21 protein-coding genes are annotated in these 18,837 nt (G+C 68.4%); 5 read left to right on the top strand and 16 right to left on the bottom strand.

Annotation, left to right across the window (positions count from 1 at the left end; genetic code table 11):
• Positions 1 to 3: 3 nt before the first annotated feature.
• From AC1DYP_RS05410 to AC1DYP_RS05385, 6 genes are all read right to left on the bottom strand, one after another.
• On the bottom strand, positions 4 to 1,095 hold the full coding sequence (locus AC1DYP_RS05410; protein ID WP_477045458.1) for a S1C family serine protease: 1,092 nt from the start codon (positions 1,093 to 1,095) through the stop codon (positions 4 to 6).
• Between the two features lie 63 nt (positions 1,096 to 1,158).
• Positions 1,159 to 1,359, bottom strand: a complete 201-nt coding sequence (locus AC1DYP_RS05405; RefSeq protein WP_056443136.1) for a hypothetical protein — start codon at positions 1,357 to 1,359, stop codon at positions 1,159 to 1,161.
• 43 nt (positions 1,360 to 1,402) lie between these two features.
• Positions 1,403 to 2,344 (bottom strand): bifunctional riboflavin kinase/FAD synthetase, encoded by a 942-nt coding sequence (locus AC1DYP_RS05400; RefSeq protein WP_477045457.1) that lies wholly within the window; start codon positions 2,342 to 2,344, stop codon positions 1,403 to 1,405.
• Between the two features lie 10 nt (positions 2,345 to 2,354).
• On the bottom strand, positions 2,355 to 2,780 hold the full coding sequence (locus AC1DYP_RS05395; protein ID WP_477045456.1) for a MaoC family dehydratase: 426 nt from the start codon (positions 2,778 to 2,780) through the stop codon (positions 2,355 to 2,357).
• Between the two features lie 56 nt (positions 2,781 to 2,836).
• Positions 2,837 to 3,700: a TIGR01459 family HAD-type hydrolase gene (locus AC1DYP_RS05390; protein ID WP_477045455.1), complete on the bottom strand. Its 864-nt coding sequence runs from the start codon at positions 3,698 to 3,700 to the stop codon at positions 2,837 to 2,839.
• A gap of 122 nt (positions 3,701 to 3,822) precedes the next feature.
• Positions 3,823 to 5,091, bottom strand: coding sequence for a hypothetical protein (locus AC1DYP_RS05385; RefSeq protein WP_477045454.1), 1,269 nt, complete (start codon positions 5,089 to 5,091; stop codon positions 3,823 to 3,825).
• A 698-nt stretch (positions 5,092 to 5,789) separates the two neighbouring features.
• On the opposite strand from AC1DYP_RS05385, the gene AC1DYP_RS05380 reads away from it, so the two are divergent.
• Positions 5,790 to 6,158 carry a hypothetical protein gene (locus AC1DYP_RS05380; RefSeq protein WP_477045453.1) on the top strand — a complete coding sequence of 123 codons (369 nt, stop codon included), beginning with the start codon at positions 5,790 to 5,792 and terminating at the stop codon, positions 6,156 to 6,158.
• Positions 6,159 to 6,353: 195 nt separating this feature from the next.
• Here AC1DYP_RS05380 and AC1DYP_RS05375 read toward each other — a convergent pair whose 3' ends face one another.
• The 4 genes from AC1DYP_RS05375 to AC1DYP_RS05360 all read right to left on the bottom strand — a co-directional run bounded on the left by AC1DYP_RS05375 (position 6,354) and on the right by AC1DYP_RS05360 (position 9,377).
• The gene (locus AC1DYP_RS05375) at positions 6,354 to 6,620 is read right to left on the bottom strand and encodes a hypothetical protein (protein ID WP_477045452.1); all 267 of its coding nucleotides are present in this window, start codon (positions 6,618 to 6,620) and stop codon (positions 6,354 to 6,356) included.
• A gap of 93 nt (positions 6,621 to 6,713) precedes the next feature.
• Positions 6,714 to 6,983, bottom strand: coding sequence for a hypothetical protein (locus AC1DYP_RS05370; RefSeq protein ID WP_477045451.1), 270 nt, complete (start codon positions 6,981 to 6,983; stop codon positions 6,714 to 6,716).
• Positions 6,984 to 7,003: 20 nt separating this feature from the next.
• The gene (locus AC1DYP_RS05365) at positions 7,004 to 8,518 is read right to left on the bottom strand and encodes a hypothetical protein (RefSeq protein WP_477045450.1); all 1,515 of its coding nucleotides are present in this window, start codon (positions 8,516 to 8,518) and stop codon (positions 7,004 to 7,006) included.
• A 25-nt stretch (positions 8,519 to 8,543) separates the two neighbouring features.
• The gene (locus AC1DYP_RS05360; protein WP_477045449.1) at positions 8,544 to 9,377 is read right to left on the bottom strand and encodes a trypsin-like serine peptidase; all 834 of its coding nucleotides are present in this window, start codon (positions 9,375 to 9,377) and stop codon (positions 8,544 to 8,546) included.
• A 211-nt stretch (positions 9,378 to 9,588) separates the two neighbouring features.
• On the opposite strand from AC1DYP_RS05360, the gene AC1DYP_RS05355 reads away from it, so the two are divergent.
• A complete protein-coding gene (locus AC1DYP_RS05355; protein ID WP_477045448.1) occupies positions 9,589 to 10,056 on the top strand; it encodes a hypothetical protein in 468 nt (155 codons plus the stop codon).
• 119 nt (positions 10,057 to 10,175) lie between these two features.
• On the opposite strand, the gene AC1DYP_RS05350 is transcribed toward AC1DYP_RS05355, so the two are convergent.
• The 3 genes from AC1DYP_RS05350 to AC1DYP_RS05340 are packed head-to-tail and all read right to left on the bottom strand — an operon-like array spanning position 10,176 to position 12,291.
• Complete coding sequence (locus tag AC1DYP_RS05350; RefSeq protein WP_477045447.1) at positions 10,176 to 10,862, bottom strand: 2OG-Fe(II) oxygenase; 687 nt, start codon at positions 10,860 to 10,862, stop codon at positions 10,176 to 10,178.
• A complete protein-coding gene (locus tag AC1DYP_RS05345) occupies positions 10,859 to 11,584 on the bottom strand; it encodes a methylated-DNA--[protein]-cysteine S-methyltransferase (RefSeq protein ID WP_477045446.1) in 726 nt (241 codons plus the stop codon). The genes AC1DYP_RS05350 and AC1DYP_RS05345 overlap by 4 nt, the downstream gene beginning before the upstream one ends.
• Before the next feature lie 50 nt (positions 11,585 to 11,634).
• A complete protein-coding gene (locus tag AC1DYP_RS05340; protein ID WP_477045445.1) occupies positions 11,635 to 12,291 on the bottom strand; it encodes a TetR/AcrR family transcriptional regulator in 657 nt (218 codons plus the stop codon).
• Positions 12,292 to 12,396: 105 nt separating this feature from the next.
• On the opposite strand from AC1DYP_RS05340, the gene AC1DYP_RS05335 reads away from it, so the two are divergent.
• Both AC1DYP_RS05335 and AC1DYP_RS05330 read left to right on the top strand, forming a co-directional pair.
• Positions 12,397 to 13,020 (top strand): glutathione S-transferase C-terminal domain-containing protein, encoded by a 624-nt coding sequence (locus AC1DYP_RS05335; RefSeq protein WP_477045444.1) that lies wholly within the window; start codon positions 12,397 to 12,399, stop codon positions 13,018 to 13,020.
• A gap of 99 nt (positions 13,021 to 13,119) precedes the next feature.
• Entirely contained in the window at positions 13,120 to 13,464 is a 345-nt protein-coding gene (locus AC1DYP_RS05330; protein ID WP_477045443.1) for a DUF8200 family protein, read from the top strand.
• Positions 13,465 to 13,718: 254 nt separating this feature from the next.
• Here AC1DYP_RS05330 and AC1DYP_RS05325 read toward each other — a convergent pair whose 3' ends face one another.
• The 3 genes from AC1DYP_RS05325 to tipF all read right to left on the bottom strand — a co-directional run bounded on the left by AC1DYP_RS05325 (position 13,719) and on the right by tipF (position 16,324).
• Entirely contained in the window at positions 13,719 to 14,186 is a 468-nt protein-coding gene (locus AC1DYP_RS05325) for a GNAT family N-acetyltransferase (protein WP_477045442.1), read from the bottom strand.
• 61 nt (positions 14,187 to 14,247) lie between these two features.
• Positions 14,248 to 14,775, bottom strand: a complete 528-nt coding sequence (locus AC1DYP_RS05320) for a hypothetical protein (protein ID WP_477045441.1) — start codon at positions 14,773 to 14,775, stop codon at positions 14,248 to 14,250.
• Between the two features lie 289 nt (positions 14,776 to 15,064).
• The gene (gene tipF, locus AC1DYP_RS05315; RefSeq protein WP_477045440.1) at positions 15,065 to 16,324 is read right to left on the bottom strand and encodes a flagella assembly cyclic-di-GMP phosphodiesterase TipF; all 1,260 of its coding nucleotides are present in this window, start codon (positions 16,322 to 16,324) and stop codon (positions 15,065 to 15,067) included.
• 397 nt (positions 16,325 to 16,721) lie between these two features.
• On the opposite strand from tipF, the gene AC1DYP_RS05310 reads away from it, so the two are divergent.
• Positions 16,722 to 18,800, top strand: a complete 2,079-nt coding sequence (locus AC1DYP_RS05310; protein ID WP_477045439.1) for a TonB-dependent siderophore receptor — start codon at positions 16,722 to 16,724, stop codon at positions 18,798 to 18,800.
• Positions 18,801 to 18,837 lie beyond the last annotated feature (37 nt).

Raw genomic sequence — 18,837 nt, 5'->3', positions numbered from 1 at the left:
CGATCAACCGCGCTTGCGGGCCCGGGGGGTAATCGTCACCGTCATCAATTTCCCTTGCCGGATCAGCTCGAACGGGGCGGGCTTGTCGATGCTGTGGTGGTCCAGGGCGCGCAGAAGGTCGTCCAGGCCGGTCAGCGGCAGACCGCCGGCGCTGATCAGCAGGTCGCCCTCGCGCACCCCGGCCTTGGCGGCGGGACCGCCGGCGTCGACCTGGGCGACGAACACCGCATAGCCCTGCATCACGCCCGTCGCCCGGGCCAGGCCGGGCGGGATCGGAGCCTGCTGGGCGACCAGGCCGATCGAGCCGCGCCGCACATGGCCGTGGGCGACCAGCTCGGCCACCACGAAGCTGGCGGTGTTGGAGGCCACGGCGAAGCACAGGCCCTGGTAGCCGGCGATCACGGCGGTGGCGATGCCCACCACCTCGCCGGACGAGCTGACCAGCGGGCCGCCGCTGTTGCCGGGATTGAGGGCGGCGTCGGTCTGGATCAGGTCCTCGATCAGCCGGCCGCGCTCGCCGCGCAGGGACCGGCCCATGGCCGAGACCACGCCGGTGGTCACCGTCGCCTCGAAGCCCAGCGGAGCGCCGATGGCGATCACCAACTGGCCGCGCCGCAGGGCCTTGGAGTTGCCCAGCTTGGCGACCGGCACGTCCAGCCGCTGGTCCAGCTGCAGCAGGGCCAGGTCGGTGTCGGGATCGTCGCCGACGCAGCGCGCCGTGACGCTGCGGCCCTCGGCGGTGATCACCACGAAGCGGTTGGCGCCCTGGACCACGTGGCTGTTGGTCAGGACCAGGCCGTTGGGGGCGATGGCGAAGCCCGAGCCGACGCCCTGGATGCGCGGGTCCTCCATCATCGGGTGGATGCGCACGACGCTGGGGCCCACCACCTCGACGGCACGGACCACGGCGTTGGAATAGGCGTCCAGCAGGCCGTCGTCGGACGGCGGGATCACGCAGAACGGGGGCGGCTCGCCGGAATCCAGCACGAAAACCGCTTCGGCCTCGTGCTCGGGATAGGCCAGAATCTCGTGGCCCCGCGCCGGCTTGGGCCGCCGGGCCTTGGCGAACATCTCGTACTTGCGCGCTTTCAACATCCGGCCCCCGCCCCGTCGCAAGGCAAAGGTTAACGGCAAGAACGCGGGTTGGCGAGTCGGTGTCTAGGCGTCGTCTCGCGCGTCGACCACGGCCTGCATGTGGGTGCGGAAGCCGGGCTCCTCGCGCGTCATCTGCAGGAAGGCCTCGGCCAGTTCGGCCCGGGCCGTATCGAGATTGTAGACGCCCTCCGAATAGCGCAGGAGCACGCAATCGAAATAGCGGTCCATGAGGAGGCGGTCGTCAGCGTTCAGGTGCGTTGCCATGCGCGACCCTAGACCTCGCCGGGCCGCCGCGCCATGCGCCAGATCAGAACGCCGGCGCGACGATCGCCCGGGCCGCCTGCTCGTCGCGCAGCACCTGCTCGACCAGCAGTTCGATGCTGTCGAACTTCAGCTCCGGGCGCAGGAAGGCGATCAGGTCGGTTTCGATGACCTGGCCGTAGAGGTCCTCGTCGAAGTCGAACAGCCAGGTCTCCAGCCGGGTCTCGACCTCGCCGGTGGTCGGGTTGTTGCCGAGGTTGGCCACGCCGGGCACTTCGCGGCCGTCGGGCAGGCGGGTGCGGGTGGCGTAGACGCCGAGCTTCGGCACCACATAGTCCTCGACCTCGACATTGGCCGTCGGGAAGCCCAGCTGGCGGCCCAGCTGCTGGCCGCGCCGGACCACGCCCTCGATGGCGAACGGCCGGCCCAGGATGCGGGCGGCGCCTTCGGGGTGGCCGTCGCGCAGGGCGTCGCGCACGCCGGTCGACGAGAACTTCTCGCCCTCGCGGTTGGCGACCGGCTCGGCCACCGAGACCGAGAAGCCGTACTCCTGGCCATAGGTCTTCATCAGGTCGGCGCTGCCGGTGCGGCCGCGACCGAACGAGATGTCGAAGCCGACGGCCACGTGCTTCACGGAGAGGCCGCCGACGAGCACCTTCTCGACGAACTCGCGGTCGTTGAAGCTGGCCATCTCGAAGTCGAACGGCAGCAGGTACAGCAGGTCCACGCCCAGGGCCTCCAGGGCGCGGGCCTGCTGGGGATGGGTCATCAGCTTGAAGGCCGGCTCGGTGGGGCGGAACAGCCGGCGCGGGTGCGGATCGAAGGTGACCACGCCCAGCGGCCGCTTGTCGGCCAGCGACGCCTTGGCGGCCTGGGCGATCACCTGCTGGTGGCCGCGATGCACGCCGTCGAAATTGCCCAGGGCCACGCAGGCGCCCCGCTCGCCTTCGGGCAAGTCCTTCCAGCCGTGGATCGTCTTCAGGCGCATGCGGACTTCCTTACGCGGCGGCTTTACGCGGGACCATGACCACGGCTTCGCCGCCGACCACGGCCTTGCCGCCCACCAGGCAGGTGGTGTCCAGGGTGACGCGGCCCTTGACGTCGTCGATCGCCGTCACGGTGACCCGGGCGGTGACCTCCGCGCCGATCTTCACCGGACGCTTGAAGGCCAGGGACTGCGACAGGTAGATCGCGCCGGGACCGGGCAGGGTGGTGCCCAGCACGGCGGAGATGTAGCCGGCCGACAGCATGCCGTGGGCGATGCGCTCGCCGAAGCTGGTGCCGGCGGCGTAGTCGGCGTCCAGGTGCACGGGATTGTTGTCGCCGGTCACCTCGGCGAAGGCGACGATGTCGGCCTCGGCCACGGTGCGGACCAGCTCGGCCGACTGGCCGACGCTCAGATCCTCGAGAAACAATCCCTGCATAGCGCCCCTCATACTCTTTTTGTGCGTTGCACCAATCTTAGCGATCAGCGCCCGCTCTACCAGACCAGATCGGCCATGGCGTGGGTCGCGCCCACCCGCTCGGCGGCCAGCAGGCCTTCGACCTTGGTCGGGTCCAGCCTGCCGTCGGGGCCGACGGCGGCCTCGCCGTGGATGCCCTTGGCGATGAACAGGCAGGCCAGGCCCTCGTCGTGGGCGCCCTTGACGTCGGTGATCACGCCGTCGCCGATGCACAGCACCCGCGAGCGGTCGACGGGACCGCCCTTCAGGGCCTCGGCCTCGGCCAGGGCCAGGTCGTAGATCGGCTTGTAGGGCTTGCCGGCCATCAGCATCTGGCCGCCCAGGGTCTCGTAGAGATCGGCCAGGGCGCCGCCGCAATAGATCAGCCGCGAGCCGCGCTGAACCACCCGGTCGGGGTTGGCGCAGATCAGGGTCAGGCCGCGGTCGGCGGCGACGGCCAGGCGGTCGGTGTAGTCGGCGGGGACCTCGTTCTCGTCGTCGTAGAGGCCGCTGCAGCCGATGAAGTCGGCGTCCGCGTTGGAGCCGGTGAGGTCCAGGTCGAAGCCCTCATAGAGCGGCGCGTCGCGCTCGGGGCCGATCCGCCAGACCTTGGCGGGCGCCCGCTCGCGCAGCAGGGCGCGGGTGGCGTCGCCGGAGGTGACGAAGGCGCTCCAGGCCTCGCGCGGCACGCCCAGGCTGTCCAGTTGCTCGACCACCGCCTCGGACGGGCGCGGGGAGTTGGAGATCAGGATCACCGGCCCGTGGTGGGCCCGCCACTCGACCAGGGCCTGGCAGGCCTCCGGAAAGCTCTCGACCCCGTTGTGGATGACGCCCCAGACGTCGCACAGCAGCACGTCGTAGCGGTCGGCGAGGGCGGATAGGCCAGTGGGCAGATCGGTCATGGACAGGGGCGGTACCGGGCGGCGACGAGTGCGTCAACGCTAGCGCATGTAGGGACGCGGGGACGGAAGGGCCAGGCGGTCCGCGTGGCGGGCGATCCGGCGCCCGCGCGCGCCATCGTGCTCTAAGGGGCGTCACGAGCCCCCAGCACGGAGGACGCGGACAGCTCCGGCGCCACGACGGCGAGGTCGTAGCCGCGGATGAGCGCGCGCCATTCAGGCGTCAGGGCTTCCAGATCTGCGCCGCGCAAAGGGCGCAGATCCACCAGGAACCAGTCGCCCGGCGGCGTGCCCGACGGGCGGGCCAGCATCACGTCCTTGGACCAGTCGCTGTCCTTGCCCATGGTCGCATCGAACTTGTGCACGGCCACCTGGCGGCCGACCCCGTTGTATCCGCCGAGCGCGCCTCTCGCGCCGGCGACGACGATATGGAGGGACTTCACGCCCTCTCCGTCGGCACGTTCAGCGACGAAATTGCCCAGGTCGCGCTGGCCGAGTGGATTGTAGCCCTTGTAGACATGGTAGGCGCCGAACTTCATCAGTAGGCGCGCCCGCGGCGCCTCGGCGAAATGCGTCACCAGCGTCCGCTTCATCAGCCGCGCCCTGCGCCCGTTCGAATCGCCGCTGCGGGACTGCGAGCCCTGATAGATGGCCCGTGTTTCGCGCAAGGCGGCGAACAGCGCCTTGGCCCGGTCGCCGCCGTCCTGGTCGATGGCTGTCCCCGCCTGATCCAGCGCCGCGTCGGTGGCCTTGAGCAGGAACAGGTCCATGGGTGACCCGGATTTGAGCGCGGCCTGCGTCGCCGTCCGCTCCTGCCCGGCCAGCGCTTCGATCTGGGCGCGGGCGAGCGGTCCTGGACCGGCCGCCAGCATCTGTTCGAACAAATAGCCGCTCGCGCCGAGGAACTCCTGGTCCAGCCCCCACAGCTTGAAGTCCGGCCCTGCGGCGCCCGCGCAATCGGCCGCCGTCCGACCCTCGTCGCGGCCGTTGAGGAAGGCCATGGCGTCGGGATGGGAGCGCATGAAGTCAGAAATCTGCTGCTCCCGGTTCGGCGCTCTCAGCCGTGCGTTGACCGCTCCGGCGGCCTCCGGTCCGATCTCGACGACCATGGCCGTCAGGCCGCCGGGCGCCATCAATCGACAGACGTTCGTGGTGAAGGCGGGGATCTCGCGCGAATGATGGCTCTCGCCGATCAGGACGTAGCGGCTGGCGGCTATAGCCTCCGATAGGATCGCGGCTCCCGGACCCGAGAAGCCCTCCGGCCGGACGGTCAGCGGCGACCCTGCCTGCGCCAGCCGGTCCGCGAACGAGAGCGACGCAACGGCCTGGGCGTGGGCGGAAGCCGCGCACAGGGTCGCGAGCGCCAACGCGGCCGCAATCGATTTCAGCTTCATATCAATCACCCCTGCTATGTGAAGCGTCCTTGGGGTGATCTCTGAAAACCACAAAGTTAAATCGTGGTCACAAGTCTCCTCGTGGCCTGAAATCGGGCGTGCCGAATGAAGGCGAGGGGCGGGAAGCTCCCCAGAGGGGAGCATCTGACGTCCGCTCAGGGGCGAAAACAGAATCCGCGCCGACTGCCGACGTTGCGCTCGCCGCTCAGAACCGGACTATCCCGGCGTCTGCAAGGGGTGGAAAACAGACCTACCCCCGCACCTTCACCTAGGGCTGAAGGGCTTGTGACTTTTCCTCAGCCGAGCCGGTCACAACAGCTCGGCGTGTGAAAGTCGGGGGTGGGGCGAGCCCCAGCAAATGGCGACGGATCAGGCGCAGTTCGCGAGCGATGCTGAACAACGCCACGATGGCGGCCAGCGCGAGCAGCTCACCCACTAAATCCATGATCGCAACCCCACTATAGGACATCTCCAATTTGAGCCGATGCGGCCAGGACCGCAATGGGTCGGGTGCGGAAACGAGGTCCGCGCCTAGAACCGGCCCTTTATCGCCATGCCGGACAGCGGACGCGGCAAAGGTCTGTTCGGGGTGGATGGCAGACTTTAGGCGCGGTACGGTCGGGCGGTTTTAGTTACGCGAGACGCGCATGCGATTGGTCTTACTTGGAAAAATCCTAGACGCGGAGCAGGCTAGATTCGTGTTGAAGTGGATCGGCGGAATGTTGATCGCCCTAACGGTGGTCGCCATCGCTATTGGTATTCTAGTATTCCACCAAATATGGCTCTTGAGTTTGGTCGTCTTTGGGCTCCCAGGGCTCGGCCTTTATCAAGGCGAAGTTAGTCGCTCCGGTATCCGAACGATCATTCTCGCGCCTAGTGTTTTGTTGCTGGCGGCTGTTCCCATACTGATCCAGGCATGGACTCCAGGCAGCCGATTTTCGGACAATCGCGTTCCTGCATCGCTAGGACTGTTCTTGGTATTGGCCGTGCTGGCTCTAGGCTTGAGAGCACGTCAGGCAGCTAAGATCATCCAGCCGCCCCCCAATGCCCCTTGGTGGCTGCCGTAGAATAGCAACCGGCAACTATCCTTCCGCGATCGATGTGCGCCGAGCCCTGCGCGCTAGGCTACGGACCTTCCGAACTTCCGCAATGGGTCGGGTCCGGAATCTAGGACCCAGCCCGTAACCGGACATTGCGCGTCATGCCGGAAAGCGGACTAGGTGAAGTCCGGCTAAGGGTGGAAGGTGTGCGTTATGCCGAGACTAGTTGCGTCGATGCTGACGCAGCCAAGATGCATGGCGGGCGACCATACGCACGCCGAACCTCAAAATTTGCAGGCTCAGTCCGATCAGAATGATGCCCTGCACCATCTCCGTCGACGTCATCTCATGCCTCCCTGCGATCACATCCCGCCAATGGGTCGTGAAATGCCATAGCGAGAAGGTCGGGAACGCGGCACCAAGCAACGTAATCATCGTGCCGTTGAGCAATCCGGCCCAAGCGTCTTCTATCGTGTCAGGGTCTTCCATAGCTCAACCATACCGTCGCTCCGATGGTCTGCAATGGGTCGATAGCGGGAATAGGATCCTGCGCCGGCAGCCGACTCTGGACCGCGGCGCCCCCTACGGCCCGAACCCCCCGTACATCCACTGTTGATACAGCCCCACCTGGTCATCGCTCCAGTAGGGGCCGCCCATCGGCATGCGGGGGTCGGCGCCGTCCGGCCGGACGAAGTCGAACACCATCCGGCCGTTGGCGTGGTCGGCGTAGCCTTCGCCGGGCGCGGGGTCGGACATCCAGCCGTAGTCGTCCAGCTTCACCCCCTTGCGGCGCATGCAGCCCACGTCGCGGGCGTCGAACAGCGGCTTGATGTCGGCGGTGTAGGAAACCATCGTGTCCTCCCTTTCCAAATTCACCAGTTGAAGTCCTGGTCTTTTCGAGCCGCCGCGATCTGGTCCTGGAACTCCATGCCGAACGACCAGGCGAACTCGGCCGGGAAGTTGGTCCGCCGCAGGGCGCGGCCGTACTGCGGATATTCGGCGGCCATCGAGGCGGTGTAGGTGTCGTTGAAATAGGTCTCGCGGTTTTTCAGTTCGTTCCAGGTCACCGAGTACTGGTGGCAGCCGATGCAGTTGGTGCGGCCGTTGCCGGTGTGGTGCTCCAGGTTGGGGTTGCTGCACCAGGTGGTGACCTTGTCGTAGGGCGCGGGGTTCCGCTGCTCGGTCGTCCCGTCATACGAAGCCTTGATCGCCGCCGCGAGGGCGGGCTGGCCGGCCTCGTAGGGGCCCCAGGGCTTGGGATCGGTCTCGTTGAAGGCGGTGGTGATGCACATCTTGTAGTGCGACCAGACCCCGCCGTTGAACCTGGCCAGCGAGGCCGGGCGGTCCTGGCCGAAGTCCTCGTCAGGCTTGGGGCTCCACCACAGCGAGATCCAGATCCATTCGCGGGTGTCCTTGGTCGAGATGTGCATCGACTTCAGGCCGAAGATCTTCCCGTCGGTGGTCTGCACCGAATAGATGCCGTTGGTGTCCACCGGCTCCAGGGTCGGCTTGGGCCAGGAGCCGCCCTTCAGCACCGCGGTGATCGCGGCGGCGTCGGTGGCGTGGGCGCTGGCCTTGGGATTGGCGCCGTCGATCTGGTCCCAGCTGGTCTTGACCATCACCGCGCTGCGCGGGAACTCGTCGACGCAGGGCGAGAACTGGGTCGCGCTGGGCGGCGGCTGGTTCCAGGGGATCTTGTTCGAGCAGGTCTCGATGCCCTGGGCCTGGGCCAGGACGTGCTCGACGAACGAGGGGCTGAACACGGTGAAGCCGTGGCCCAGCTCGTCCTCGGGCGCGCCGCGGTCGAAGCCCTCGGACTGCTTGAGCACCTGGGTCAGGTTGGCCGAGACCAGGCTGCGGACCAGGTTCTTGTCGGCGCCGCTCTGGGCCATCACCTCGTGGGCGATCTCGGCGCGGGTCTTCTTGCAGGCGGTGTCGGCCTTGCACGCCGCCAACTGGGCGATGAACAGCTTGATCTTCTGCTCGACCTCGGGATTGGCGCTCATGCCTTCGTACCAGGTGTGCCAGAGGGGCACGTCGTAGGTCTTGCCCTCCAGGGTCAGCTTCTGGGGCTCCAGCATGGCCTCGACGATGGCCCAGCCGGTCTTGCGACGGTCGGCCATCGAGGCTTCCAGCCGGTCGAACAGCGCCTTCGGATCCTCGGCGATGGGGGTGTAGTCCTTGCTGCGTCCGATCAGCAGCCGCCCTTGCGGCGAGGCCTCGCCGGCCTGCGGGTTCAGGCCCTTGGCCGACAGGAACTGCACGGGCGCGCCGGCCGCCGGCGGCGGCGGGGCCTCGGCGCCTTGCGGCTGGCAGGCCCCCAGCACGGCGCCGGTCAAGGCGAAGGCGGTCAGCAGGGGAACGAGGCGTCTGGACGCTTGCAACATGGGGCGTTTCCTCGAATGGGGCGGTTCAGCCGCCTTGCCAGGTTTGGATCAGTCGCAGGTGGTCGGGGGTCAGCAGGGCGCCGGAATTGACGCCCGGGCCGACGGCGGCGGGCGTGGCGTCGGCCTCGTAGCCGTGCACGGCCACCACGGTCGGAGCGGCGACGTCGCCGATCCAGACCGGACCGCCGCTCTGGCCATCGGTGGTGTCGATCTCGTAGTAGAGCCGGCCGTCCAGGCTGGTGCGCACCGGGCCCTTGGCCACCAGCAGGTGCTCGTAGCTGCCGGCGTATTCCGGATAGCCCGAGACCACGGCGGCGGCCCGGACCAGGGCGGCGGGATCGACGGCGTCGTACTTCATCCAGCCCACCCGGTCGCCGACCGGATCGTCCAGGTGGATGCAGCCGATGTCGTGGGCGCGGTCGCGGGTCCGCAGCCACGGATCGGCGCAGGACAGGCGGATGGAGACGACGTCGCCGAACGGCCGCTGGTTCCAGCTCTGGCCGGGGATCACCGTGACCTTGCGGGCCCAGCCGCCGCTCCCACCAGACGCGAACGCGTCGTTATGGAGGCAGTGGCCGGCGGTGATCACGGTCGATGGGCCCGCCAGCCATCCGGTGCCGTTGAACACGCCGTTCCCCGTGTCGATCCGCAGGGCGCAGACCATCCGCCAGGGGGCGATCTTGTTGCGCAGCTCGATCCGGCGATGGTCGATCGGACCCAGGATGCTGAACATCCGGGCCGGGCCGCCAGGCGTCCGCGCGGGCCGTTCAGGCGCCAGCAGCGGCGCCAGGGTCCCCTCCGAACCGGCCGTCCGGTCGTTCAGTGCCGCCGGCGTGGAATTGGAACGCGATCCGTTCATGGCGCCCCGCCGTTTCCTGCGTCGAAGCTCAGTCAAAACAGGTATCGCGAAGCAATTCAACTTCCAAGAGCGGTCTATTTTTCTCCGGCCTTGGGTTGAGCGATGCGGCTGCTACAGGCTTGCCCCCAGCGGATCGAGGGAACGCCCCGAGTGCGTCGCTCGGCTGGACGGCGCAATTTGAGGGCCTTGAAGTCTGGTCGAGGTCCAAGTGATGCAGTCCTCCGTTCGCGCCTTCGCGGCGCCTTTCCTGGCCGCCCTCGCCCTGGCGGCCTCGGCGCCCGCCATGGCCGGCGGGCAAGCCAATCCCAACCTCGCCAAGGCGGCGACCGGAACCATCGAGCTGTCGGGCGGCGGCGTGGCGCTGGGCGTCGGCGTCAGCTGGGGCAAGGGCACGCTCACCTATCGCGGCCAGACCTATAAGCTGAAGACCAGCGGCCTGTCGGCGGTCGACATCGGGGCCAGCGGCTACACCGCCAACGGCACGGTGGAGAACCTCAAGCAGCTCTCCGACATCGAGGGCAACTACACCGCCGGCCAGCTGGGCGCGACGGTGGCCGGCGGCGGCGGGATCACGACGATGAAGAACGACAAGGGCGTGGTCATCAAGATGCACGCCACCAGCCGGGGCCTGCAGTTCACCGCCGCGCCGAAGGGCGTGAAGGTCGAGCTGGCGAAGTAGGGCAACGCAGCGGATCAAGACGGGGACACACACTCACCCCACCGCCTTGCCAAAATTGGTGGAGTGTTTGCCGTGAGTGTGTGTCCCCACCTTCCGCACCGCCGCGTGACCGGCGCAACTCACGTCGCGTCGTGGAAGATCACCCCCAGCACGCGCCGGCGGCCCGAGCGCACGGTGCTGACTCCGTGGCGCAGCACGCGGCGGTGGACGCCGCGCGTGCCCGTCGCCGGGCGTTCGCGGACGGCGAAGATCACGCCTTCGCCCTGGTTCAGCGGCACGACCTGGGGCCGCGACTGTTGGCGCGGCCGCTGCTCGACCAGCACGAACTCGCCGCCCTCGAAGTCGCGGCCGGGCTCGTCCAGCAGGAAGGCGGCCTGCAGCGGGAAGACGTGCTCGCCGTAGAGGTCCTGGTGCAGGCAGTTGTAGTCGCCCGGGCCGTAGGTCAGCAGCAGGGGCGTGGGCCGGACCTGGCCCGCCGCGTGGCAGCGGGCCAGCATTTCGTCCAGGTCCTCGGGGAAGCGCCGCGCCTCGCCCAGGACCTCGGACCAGCGGTTGGCGACGGCGGCCAGCGGGCCGTACAGCCCCTGGCGCAGCCGCTGCACCGGGTCGGGCAGGGGATAGCTGAAATACTTGTACTCGCCCTGGCCGAAGCCGTGGCGGGCCATCACCACCCGGCTGCGAAAGCCGGCCTCCTGGTCGTAGAGGCCGGCGATCCGCTGGCAGGTCTCGGGCTTGAGCAACGGCCCGGTCAGGGCCCAGCCCTGGGCGTCGAGGTCGGTGGCGATGCGGGTCCAGTCCAGGCTCATGCGGCTTCTTTCGCCAGCAGAGCCGCCTTGCGCTCGACGCCCCAGCGGTAGCCCGAGAGGCCGCCGTCGGCCCGCACCACCCGGTGGCAGGGGGTGATCACCGCCAGCGGATTGGCCCCGCAGGCCTGGGCCACGGCCCGGGCGGCGGTGGGCCGGCCGATGCGGCGCGCCACTTCGGCGTAGGACGCGGTGGTCCCGGCCGGAATGGCCCGCAGCGCCGCCCAGACGGCCTTCTGCAGGTCCGTGCCCTGGGCGTCCAGCGGCAGGTCCAGCTTGGCGTCGGGGTGGTCGACCTGGGCGGCCACGGCCTTCAGGTCGGCGGCCAGGCCGTCCGGATCGGCCGTCAGCCGGGCCGAGCGGAAGCGGCGCTCCAGGTCGCGGACCAGGGCGTCCCGGTCGTCGCCCAGGGTCACCAGCCGCAGGCCGGCCTCGGAGCGGGCGACCAGGGCCAGGCCCAGGGAGGTCGGCGTGACGGCGAACCGCAGGGTCTCGCGCGGCTGGTCGGGCTTGCAGCGCAGGCACGGCCGGAAGCCGGCGGCGCGGGCGCTTTCCCGGGTGTCGTGGAACTCGACGTTCTTGCGCAGCGGCCGCCCGGCGCAGCTGGCCAGGCAGTAGACGCCGGTGGTGCGCACGGCGATGAAGAAGGCGCCGTCCAGGTCGCGGTCGCGGCGGCGCATGGCCTCCCAGCGCGCGTCGTCGGTCAGGAATTGAGTAGCGGTCATGGGTTGGTCTCCTTTCGTGAAAAGGAGCATGCGCGCCATGACCTAGGACGTCATTCCGATGCTTGCGGTTCCGGATGGGGCGGTCCGCAGATCAGGCCGACCATGACCGGGATCGTGGCCTCCAGCTGCTGCCGCGTCTCGCCGGCCCGGGCGCGGACCGACAGGGCGTTCATCATCATGCTGGCCACCCGGCCCAGGGCGACGGGGTCGACCGTGGCCGGCAGCTCGCCCCTGGCCTGGCGGCGTTGCATCAGCCCTTCGACCCCCCGATCCAGTTCGTGCAGGCCGTCGGCCACGATCTGGCGCACCTCGTGATCGACGACGGCCTGGCCCAGGCCGGCGCTGGCCAGGAAACACCCCCGGCCGCCCATGTCGTCCGACAGGTAGAAGCCCAGGGCCGTGCGGTAGATCCGGGTCAGGACCTCGCGCAGCGAGCCGCCGCCTCGGAAGGCTTCGGTCATCGCGGCGCGCGAGCGGTCCATGTAGGCGTCCAGCGCGGCCTTGAAGAGCGTCTGCTTGTCGCCGAACGCCCCGTAGAGGCTGGGCCGGTTCATGCCGGTGGCGGCGCTGAGGTCGTCCAGCGAGGCGCCGGCGAAGCCCTGGGACCAGAAGGTCTCGGTGGCCCTGGCGAGGGCGACCTCGGGATCGTAGGCGCGGGGGCGGCCCCGGCGCTTCCCCAATGGGCTTGGTTTTGGGGTTTCGGACATCTGACTCTCCTGGTCCGGACTCTTATTTTTGTACCGTTTCGCAGTTTATTCCTTGACCGATGTTATTTTTATGCGAAACAGTACGGAAATGCAATGGAGGGTTCGATGGATCTCTACTTCTCCCCGATGGCTTGCTCGATGGCGACGCGGATCGCGGCCTACGAGGCCGGGGCCGAGATAAGATTCCTGAAGGTCGACACCAAGGCCCGGCCCAAGGTGGTCGAGGACGGGACCGAATTCCTGACCCTCAACGGCATGGGCCAGGTGCCCGTGCTGCGCACCGACGACGGCGAGCTGATCGTCGAGAACGCGGTGATCCTGCAGTACGTCGCCGACCGCTTCCCGGCCTCCGGCCTGATCCCCGCCGACGGGCCCGAGCGCCGCAAGGTCCAGAGCTGGCTCAGCTTCATCGGCACGGAGCTGCACACCGGGGTGTTCATCGCCCTGCTGGCCAAGACCGCGCCCGACGGCGCCAAGGCCTTCGCCCGCGAACTGCTGACCGAGCGCCTGGCCTATCTGGACGCCTGCCTGAAGGGCCGCGAGTTCCTGGCCGGGCGGTTCAGCGTCGCCGACGCCTACCTGTTCGTGATGCTGACCTGGGCCCGCTACCTGTCGATCGACTTCACGTCCTATCCGAACCTGGCGGCCTATCGCGACCGCCTGCAGACCCGGCCCTCGGTGGCCAGGGCCTTCGACGAGGAATTCACCCTGTTCAAGGCCGCGGCCTGACGCCGTGACCTGAGCGGAGACGCGGGCTCGCGCCTCCTCCACCCGGCGGCGGATCTGTTTGTGTCCCGTCGCCTCTCCATCTCCCCAGGAGAATGACCCATGCGTAGTTTCATCATCGCCGTCGCGGCCCTGGCCGCGACGGGCGGCCCCGCCACGGCCGAAACCAAGGCTCAAAACGGCTGGCTGACGCTCAGCACGCCGACCACCCAGGACCACCTGGTGTTCGACGGCACGCTCTGGCGCTGCAAGGCCGACGTCTGCCGCTCGACCAAGGTCAAGTCGCTGCCGCCCCTGCGCAGCTGCAAGCGCCTGGCCCGCGAGTTGGGACCGATCACCGGCTTCGGCTATCGCGGCGTTACCCTGTCGGAGGCGCAGCTGGCCGAGTGCAACCCGGTGCAGGTCGCCAAGACCCCGGCGGCGTCCGAAGTGGCGGCGTCGCGGTAACTCCGACCTCGGAGGAGGAACTTGGGGACGCGCGTCCGCGCGCGTCCCCAGCTTTTCCGATGACCGCCCATGTGATCGCCCCAAACGCCCGTCATCCTCGGACTTGTTCCGAGGACCCCTGCTTCAACCGCGAAAAAGGATGATCCGAGGGGCGGTGAGCTCGCGGACCAACCCAACCGACAAACTGGCGGATAGAGGGGTCCTCGGAACAAGTCCGAGGATGACGGGGGTTGGGGGCGGTAGGGGAAGAGCCCCTAGACCCCAACCGACCAGCAGAACAGCTCGCCGTCCTCCTCGTCGGTCCGTTCGCCGGTGCGCGCGAAGCCGTTGGCCTCCAGCACCCGCTGCGAGGCGGCGTTGTGGATCGAGGTCTCGGCGGTGACGGTGGACACGCGGCGGTCGCCGCGCGCCCAGGCCAGCAGCTCGGCCACGGCCCGCGTGGCGACGCCCCGGCCCCGGCGCGAGGCGGCGACGCCGTAACCGATCATCACCGTGTCGCCGACATAGGGCGTGCGGACCAGCGAGGTCAGGCCCACCACCTCGCCGTCCTCGACGATCAGCCAGGCGTTGGGCTGGAAGCTCTCGCCGACCTCGGCCGACAGGCCGCGCAGCATGGCCAGCACCTCCGGCGTCTCGACCCCGCCGTCGGCGAGGGCCAGGCCGTCTGGAGACTCGCCCGCGATCAGGGCGGCGAAATGGGCGTCGGTGGCTTCGATCAGCATGGGCGGTATCTAGAGGCGCGCGCGACAGGCGACAATGCCGGGCGCCGTTCCCGCCGCCATCCTACGACTTCGGCTTGGTGATCTTGACGCCCGAGGCCAGCAGCTGCGGCTTGACGTTCAGGTCGTAGTCCTCGTCGAACCGGGCCTGGGCGTCGGTCTTGACCGCGGCGATCACCCGGTCGCGCGCCTCGCGGGCGGGGCCGAAGCCGAGGTCGCAGGTGCTGAGCGCCGGGTCCTGGCCCTGCTCGGCCGCGCCGGTCTCGCCCGTGGGCAGCTCTTCGGAGATCGGGTCGGTGCAGCCGAGCAGGCCGCTCATCGACGAAAAGCAGATCGACCGCTGCAGGTAGGCCCGCAGCCGCCAACCGCATTGCACGGTCCGCTGGTCGACGCCGTCCGGTACCTTGCGGTCGACGTCGTAGCGCAGGAACACCTGGTGGCGGACCATGGCGCTCTCCGCCCGCCGGGCCTTGGTCAGGACCAGCCGAGTGTCGCGGGAGACGACCGTCATCGTGGCGCTGGCGCCCTTGACGGTGCTGGGCGCGGCAGGCGCGGCTGCGGGCGGCGAGGCTGGCGGTGGTCCGGCTTGCATGACGATGTCCCCCTTGGTTGTTGAAACAACCTTAGGGTGGCGCGTGGCGAGCGGTCAAATGGTGGAGCTAGCCCAGACTACTCACCGCACTTCTCAATTTCAGCCGTCATTCCCGCCCTTGTGGCGGGAACCTCTCCATCCGTAGCAAGGGCAGGGGTGTGGCGCGCTAGCGCGCCAAAGCGTTGCACCGTCGGCTGAACCAGGGGTTCCCGCCACAAGGGCGGGAATGACGGTTGAAAGAAAGCTCGTGACTGAGCAAACAGCCCGATGCCCTGAACGTCGAGGCGCCCTAGCGCCCCATCCCGCGGCGCAGGGCGCCGCGCATGAAGTCCTGGGGGGGATCGGCTTCGGCGATGATCGAGTCGCGGATGGCGCGGGGCTCGCCGAACAGGTGGCCCTGGCCGTAGCCGATGTCGAGCTCCAGCACGTCGACCACCTGGCGCTCGTGCTCGACCTTCTCGGCGATCACCTCGATGCCGTAGCGGCGGGTCAGGCCGGCGAAGTCCTCGGCGTTCAGGTCGGGCAGCGAGGCGATGACCAGCTTGCCGTCCTGTTCCTCCAGCTGCTCCAGCATCATCTGGGCGCCGATCTTCAGGAACTTGACGTCGGCGCGGGCCAGGTCCTGGAAGTCCAGGTCCAGGTCGGTGACCTTGTCGAGGCTGAAGCGGAAGCCCAGGCTGGCGAGACGCGCCATGTGACGGGCCTCGACCGGGCCGCGGTCGTTGAAGGCGGCCTGGCCCAGTTCGAAGATCAGGGCGCCGTGCAGGTCCTTGTTGACCTGCAGGAACTCCAGGAACTGGGCGAAGAAGGCCTCGTCGGCCAGGCTGGCCAGCGAGATGTTGCAGAAGATCCCGACCTTGCGGTCCTGCTTGGCCAGGCGGCGGACGATCTGCACGCAGCGGAACAGCAGCAGGTTGTCGATCGCGGCGGTCAGGCCCTCGGGCTCGGCCACGGCCAGGTACTCGGCCGGCATCAGGACGCGGCCGGTGTCGTCGCGCAGGCGCGAGAAGCTTTCGTAGAAGACCGTCCGGCGCTGGGGCAGGCTGACGACCGGCTGCAGGTAGAGGTCGACGCGGTTCTCGGCCAGGGCGTCCTGCACCACCTCGATCAGGGCGGTGGACTGGGGCGAGCGGCCGCGCGGCTCGGCGCGGGCGACCTCGACCTGGTAGCTCAGCTGGTGCTCGAGGCGGTCGCTCATCCGCACGACCAGGTCCTCCAGCTGGTGAACCTCGCTGGTCAGTTCGGCGGAGCGGCGCTGGGCGTCGTCGGCGACGGTCTCCAGCAGGCCGGTGATGCGGGCGTCCACCTTCTCGACCTGCTCCAGCAGGATGCCGTGCGCCTCGCGGATGGTCTCGATGTCGACGCGCAGGGCCGCGCCCTGCAGGACGTTGGCGATCACGCCATGGATGGCGAAGCACAGGCCCATGGCGCCGATGAAGGCGGCCAGGCCGACAGCCGGCGCCGCTCCCATCCGCCAGAGGGCGAGGGAGACAACCAAGGCCAGACAGAGATAGGCGCCGGTCAGCAGCGCCAGCATCAGCCTTCGCATTCGGAGTCCCTACGAATCGTCAAGCTCAGTATGCGAGTCGCGCTGGCCGTGAGTCGAACAGATTAACGCCCGTGAGCCATTACGCCGCGCCTTAACCACAAATCAGCTCTTCGTGAACGCGCGGGGAGGGCGGGCGGCGCCGCCCGTCCATTCGCCCGTCCATCCCTCCCGTCGCGCCGCTTCTGATCGCGACTAACATACAACTGCAACTCATTTGCAATTGTATGACCTGGTTGCTATAGCCCCGGCGACCGTCGGCACAGGCGGCTTGGGTTTCTGGCATCGTTCCCGATCCGCGTCGGTCGGCGGGAACCACGCAATTCACGGGATGGGGCTTATGTTCTTGAAGACCACGCTGCTCGCGGGCGGCGCATTTCTGGCGATCGCGTCGCCGGCCATGGCGCAGACAACCCCGTCGCAAGGCGAGACCACGCACGTCGACGAAGTGATCGTCACGGGCTCGTACACGATCAACGGGCGCATCGACACGGCCACCGGCCTGGGCCTGACCCTGCGCGAGACGCCGCAGTCGGTGACCGTGATCACCGCCCAGCGCATCCTCGACCAGAACATGCAGAGCGTGGCCGACATCGTGACCAACACGGTGGGCGTCTCGGGCAACCAGGTCGACGACGTGCGCAACACGTTCAACGCCCGCGGCTTCGAGATCGAGAACTACCAGATCGACGGCGTGCCCACGGGCTGGACCCTGGCCGGCGGGGCCGGCGAGACCATGGCCGACGTCTCGCTCTACGAGCGCGTCGAGATCGTGCGCGGCGCGACCGGCCTGATGACCGGCGCCGGCGATCCCTCGGCCTCGATCAACCTGGTGCGCAAGCACGCCACGGCCACCGAACTGCAGGGCTACGTGTCCGCCAGCCTGGGCAGCTGGAACACCCGCCAGGTCCAGGCCGACGTCGCCGGCCCGCTGACCGCCAGCGGCAAGATCCGCGGCCGCGCCGTCGCCAAGTACGAGAAGGGCGAGAACTTCATCGACTGGTACAAGAACGAGAAGAGCGTCCTGTACGGGGTCATCGACGCCGACCTGACCGAGAACACCCTGCTGCGCGTCGGCGGCAGCCAGCAGAAGGGCGCCCCGAACGCGCCGGCCTGGGGTGCGCTGCCCACCTTCTTCTCGGACGGCACGGTCGCCGTCTGGCCGCGCTCGAAGACCGCGTCGGCCGACTGGAGCTATTGGGACACCACCAACCAGAACATCTTCGCCAACCTGCAGTACAAGTTCGCCAACGGCTGGTCGCTGTCGGTCAACTACAACTGGGCCCGCAACGCCCAGACGACCGAGCTGCTCTACATGTCGGGCCTGATCGACAAGGCCACCGGCAACTGGGAGTTCGCGCCCTTCCCGTACCGGGACGACGGCGAGAGCATCCAGAACAGCGTCGATATCCAGCTGAAGGGCGACTACGACCTGTTCGGCCGCCAGCACGAGTTCGTGGCCGGCGCGCTGCGCAGCAAGCAGCACCTGACCACCGACACCTTCGCGGCGGACTTCTCGACGGTCGCCCCGGCGGGCAGCTTCTATGACTGGACCGCGATCCCGCACCCCACCTTCTCGACGACCCCGTCGCCGACCGTCGACCAGACCATCAAGCAGACCGGCTACTACGCCGCCACGCGCCTGAACGTCACCGACGCCTTCAAGGTGGTGGCCGGCGCGCGCCTGGCCAGCTGGCGTCAGAAGGGCTTCAACTACGGGACCTTCGACTTCGGCGACGACAACGTGTTCGTGCCCTATGTGGGCGCGCTCTACGACCTCTCGCCGAACCATCGCCTGTACGCCAGCTACACGGAAATCTTCCAGCCGCAGGACGCCCGCGACTACACCGGCGCCTATCTGGACCCGGTGACCGGCGAAAGCGCCGAGATCGGCCTGAAGAGCGCCTTCTTCGACGAGCGGCTGCAGACCACCGTGGCCGTCTTCCGGATCGTGCAGGACAACCTGGCCCAGGTCGATCCCGACGCCACCCACATCATCCCCGGCTCGTCGCCGCCCACCCGCGCGTCGATCCCCGCCGAGGGCGCGACCAGCGAGGGCTTCGAGCTGGAAGTGATCGGCAAGCCGGCCAAGGACTGGAATGTCAGCTTCGGCTACAGCCAGTTCGAGATGGAGGACGCGGCCGGCGCCAAGGTCAACACCTCGTTCCCGCGCAAGCTGGTCAAGCTGTTCACCACCTACCGCCTGCCCGGCGCGATGCAGGGCTTGGTCGTCGGCGGCGGCGTCAACTGGCAGAGCACGGCCTATTCGGTCAACGCGGGCTCGCCCTTCCGCTTCGAGCAGAAGAGCTACGCCCTGGTCAGCCTGATGGCCCGCTACGAGATCAACCAGCAGCTGTCGCTGCAGGCCAACGTCGAGAACGTGACGGACAAGACCTACTTCGCCCAGACCGGCTTCTACAGCCAGTACCGCTACGGCCAGCCGCGCAACTACACGGTCAGCCTGAAGTACGCGTTCTAGGCGCCACCGACCTGGGCGGGGCGCGTCGGCGCTCCGC

The sequence above is a fragment of the Caulobacter sp. P1_D6 genome, assembly GCF_056406095.1.
This window is presented reverse-complemented; position numbering and strand designations above follow the sequence as displayed.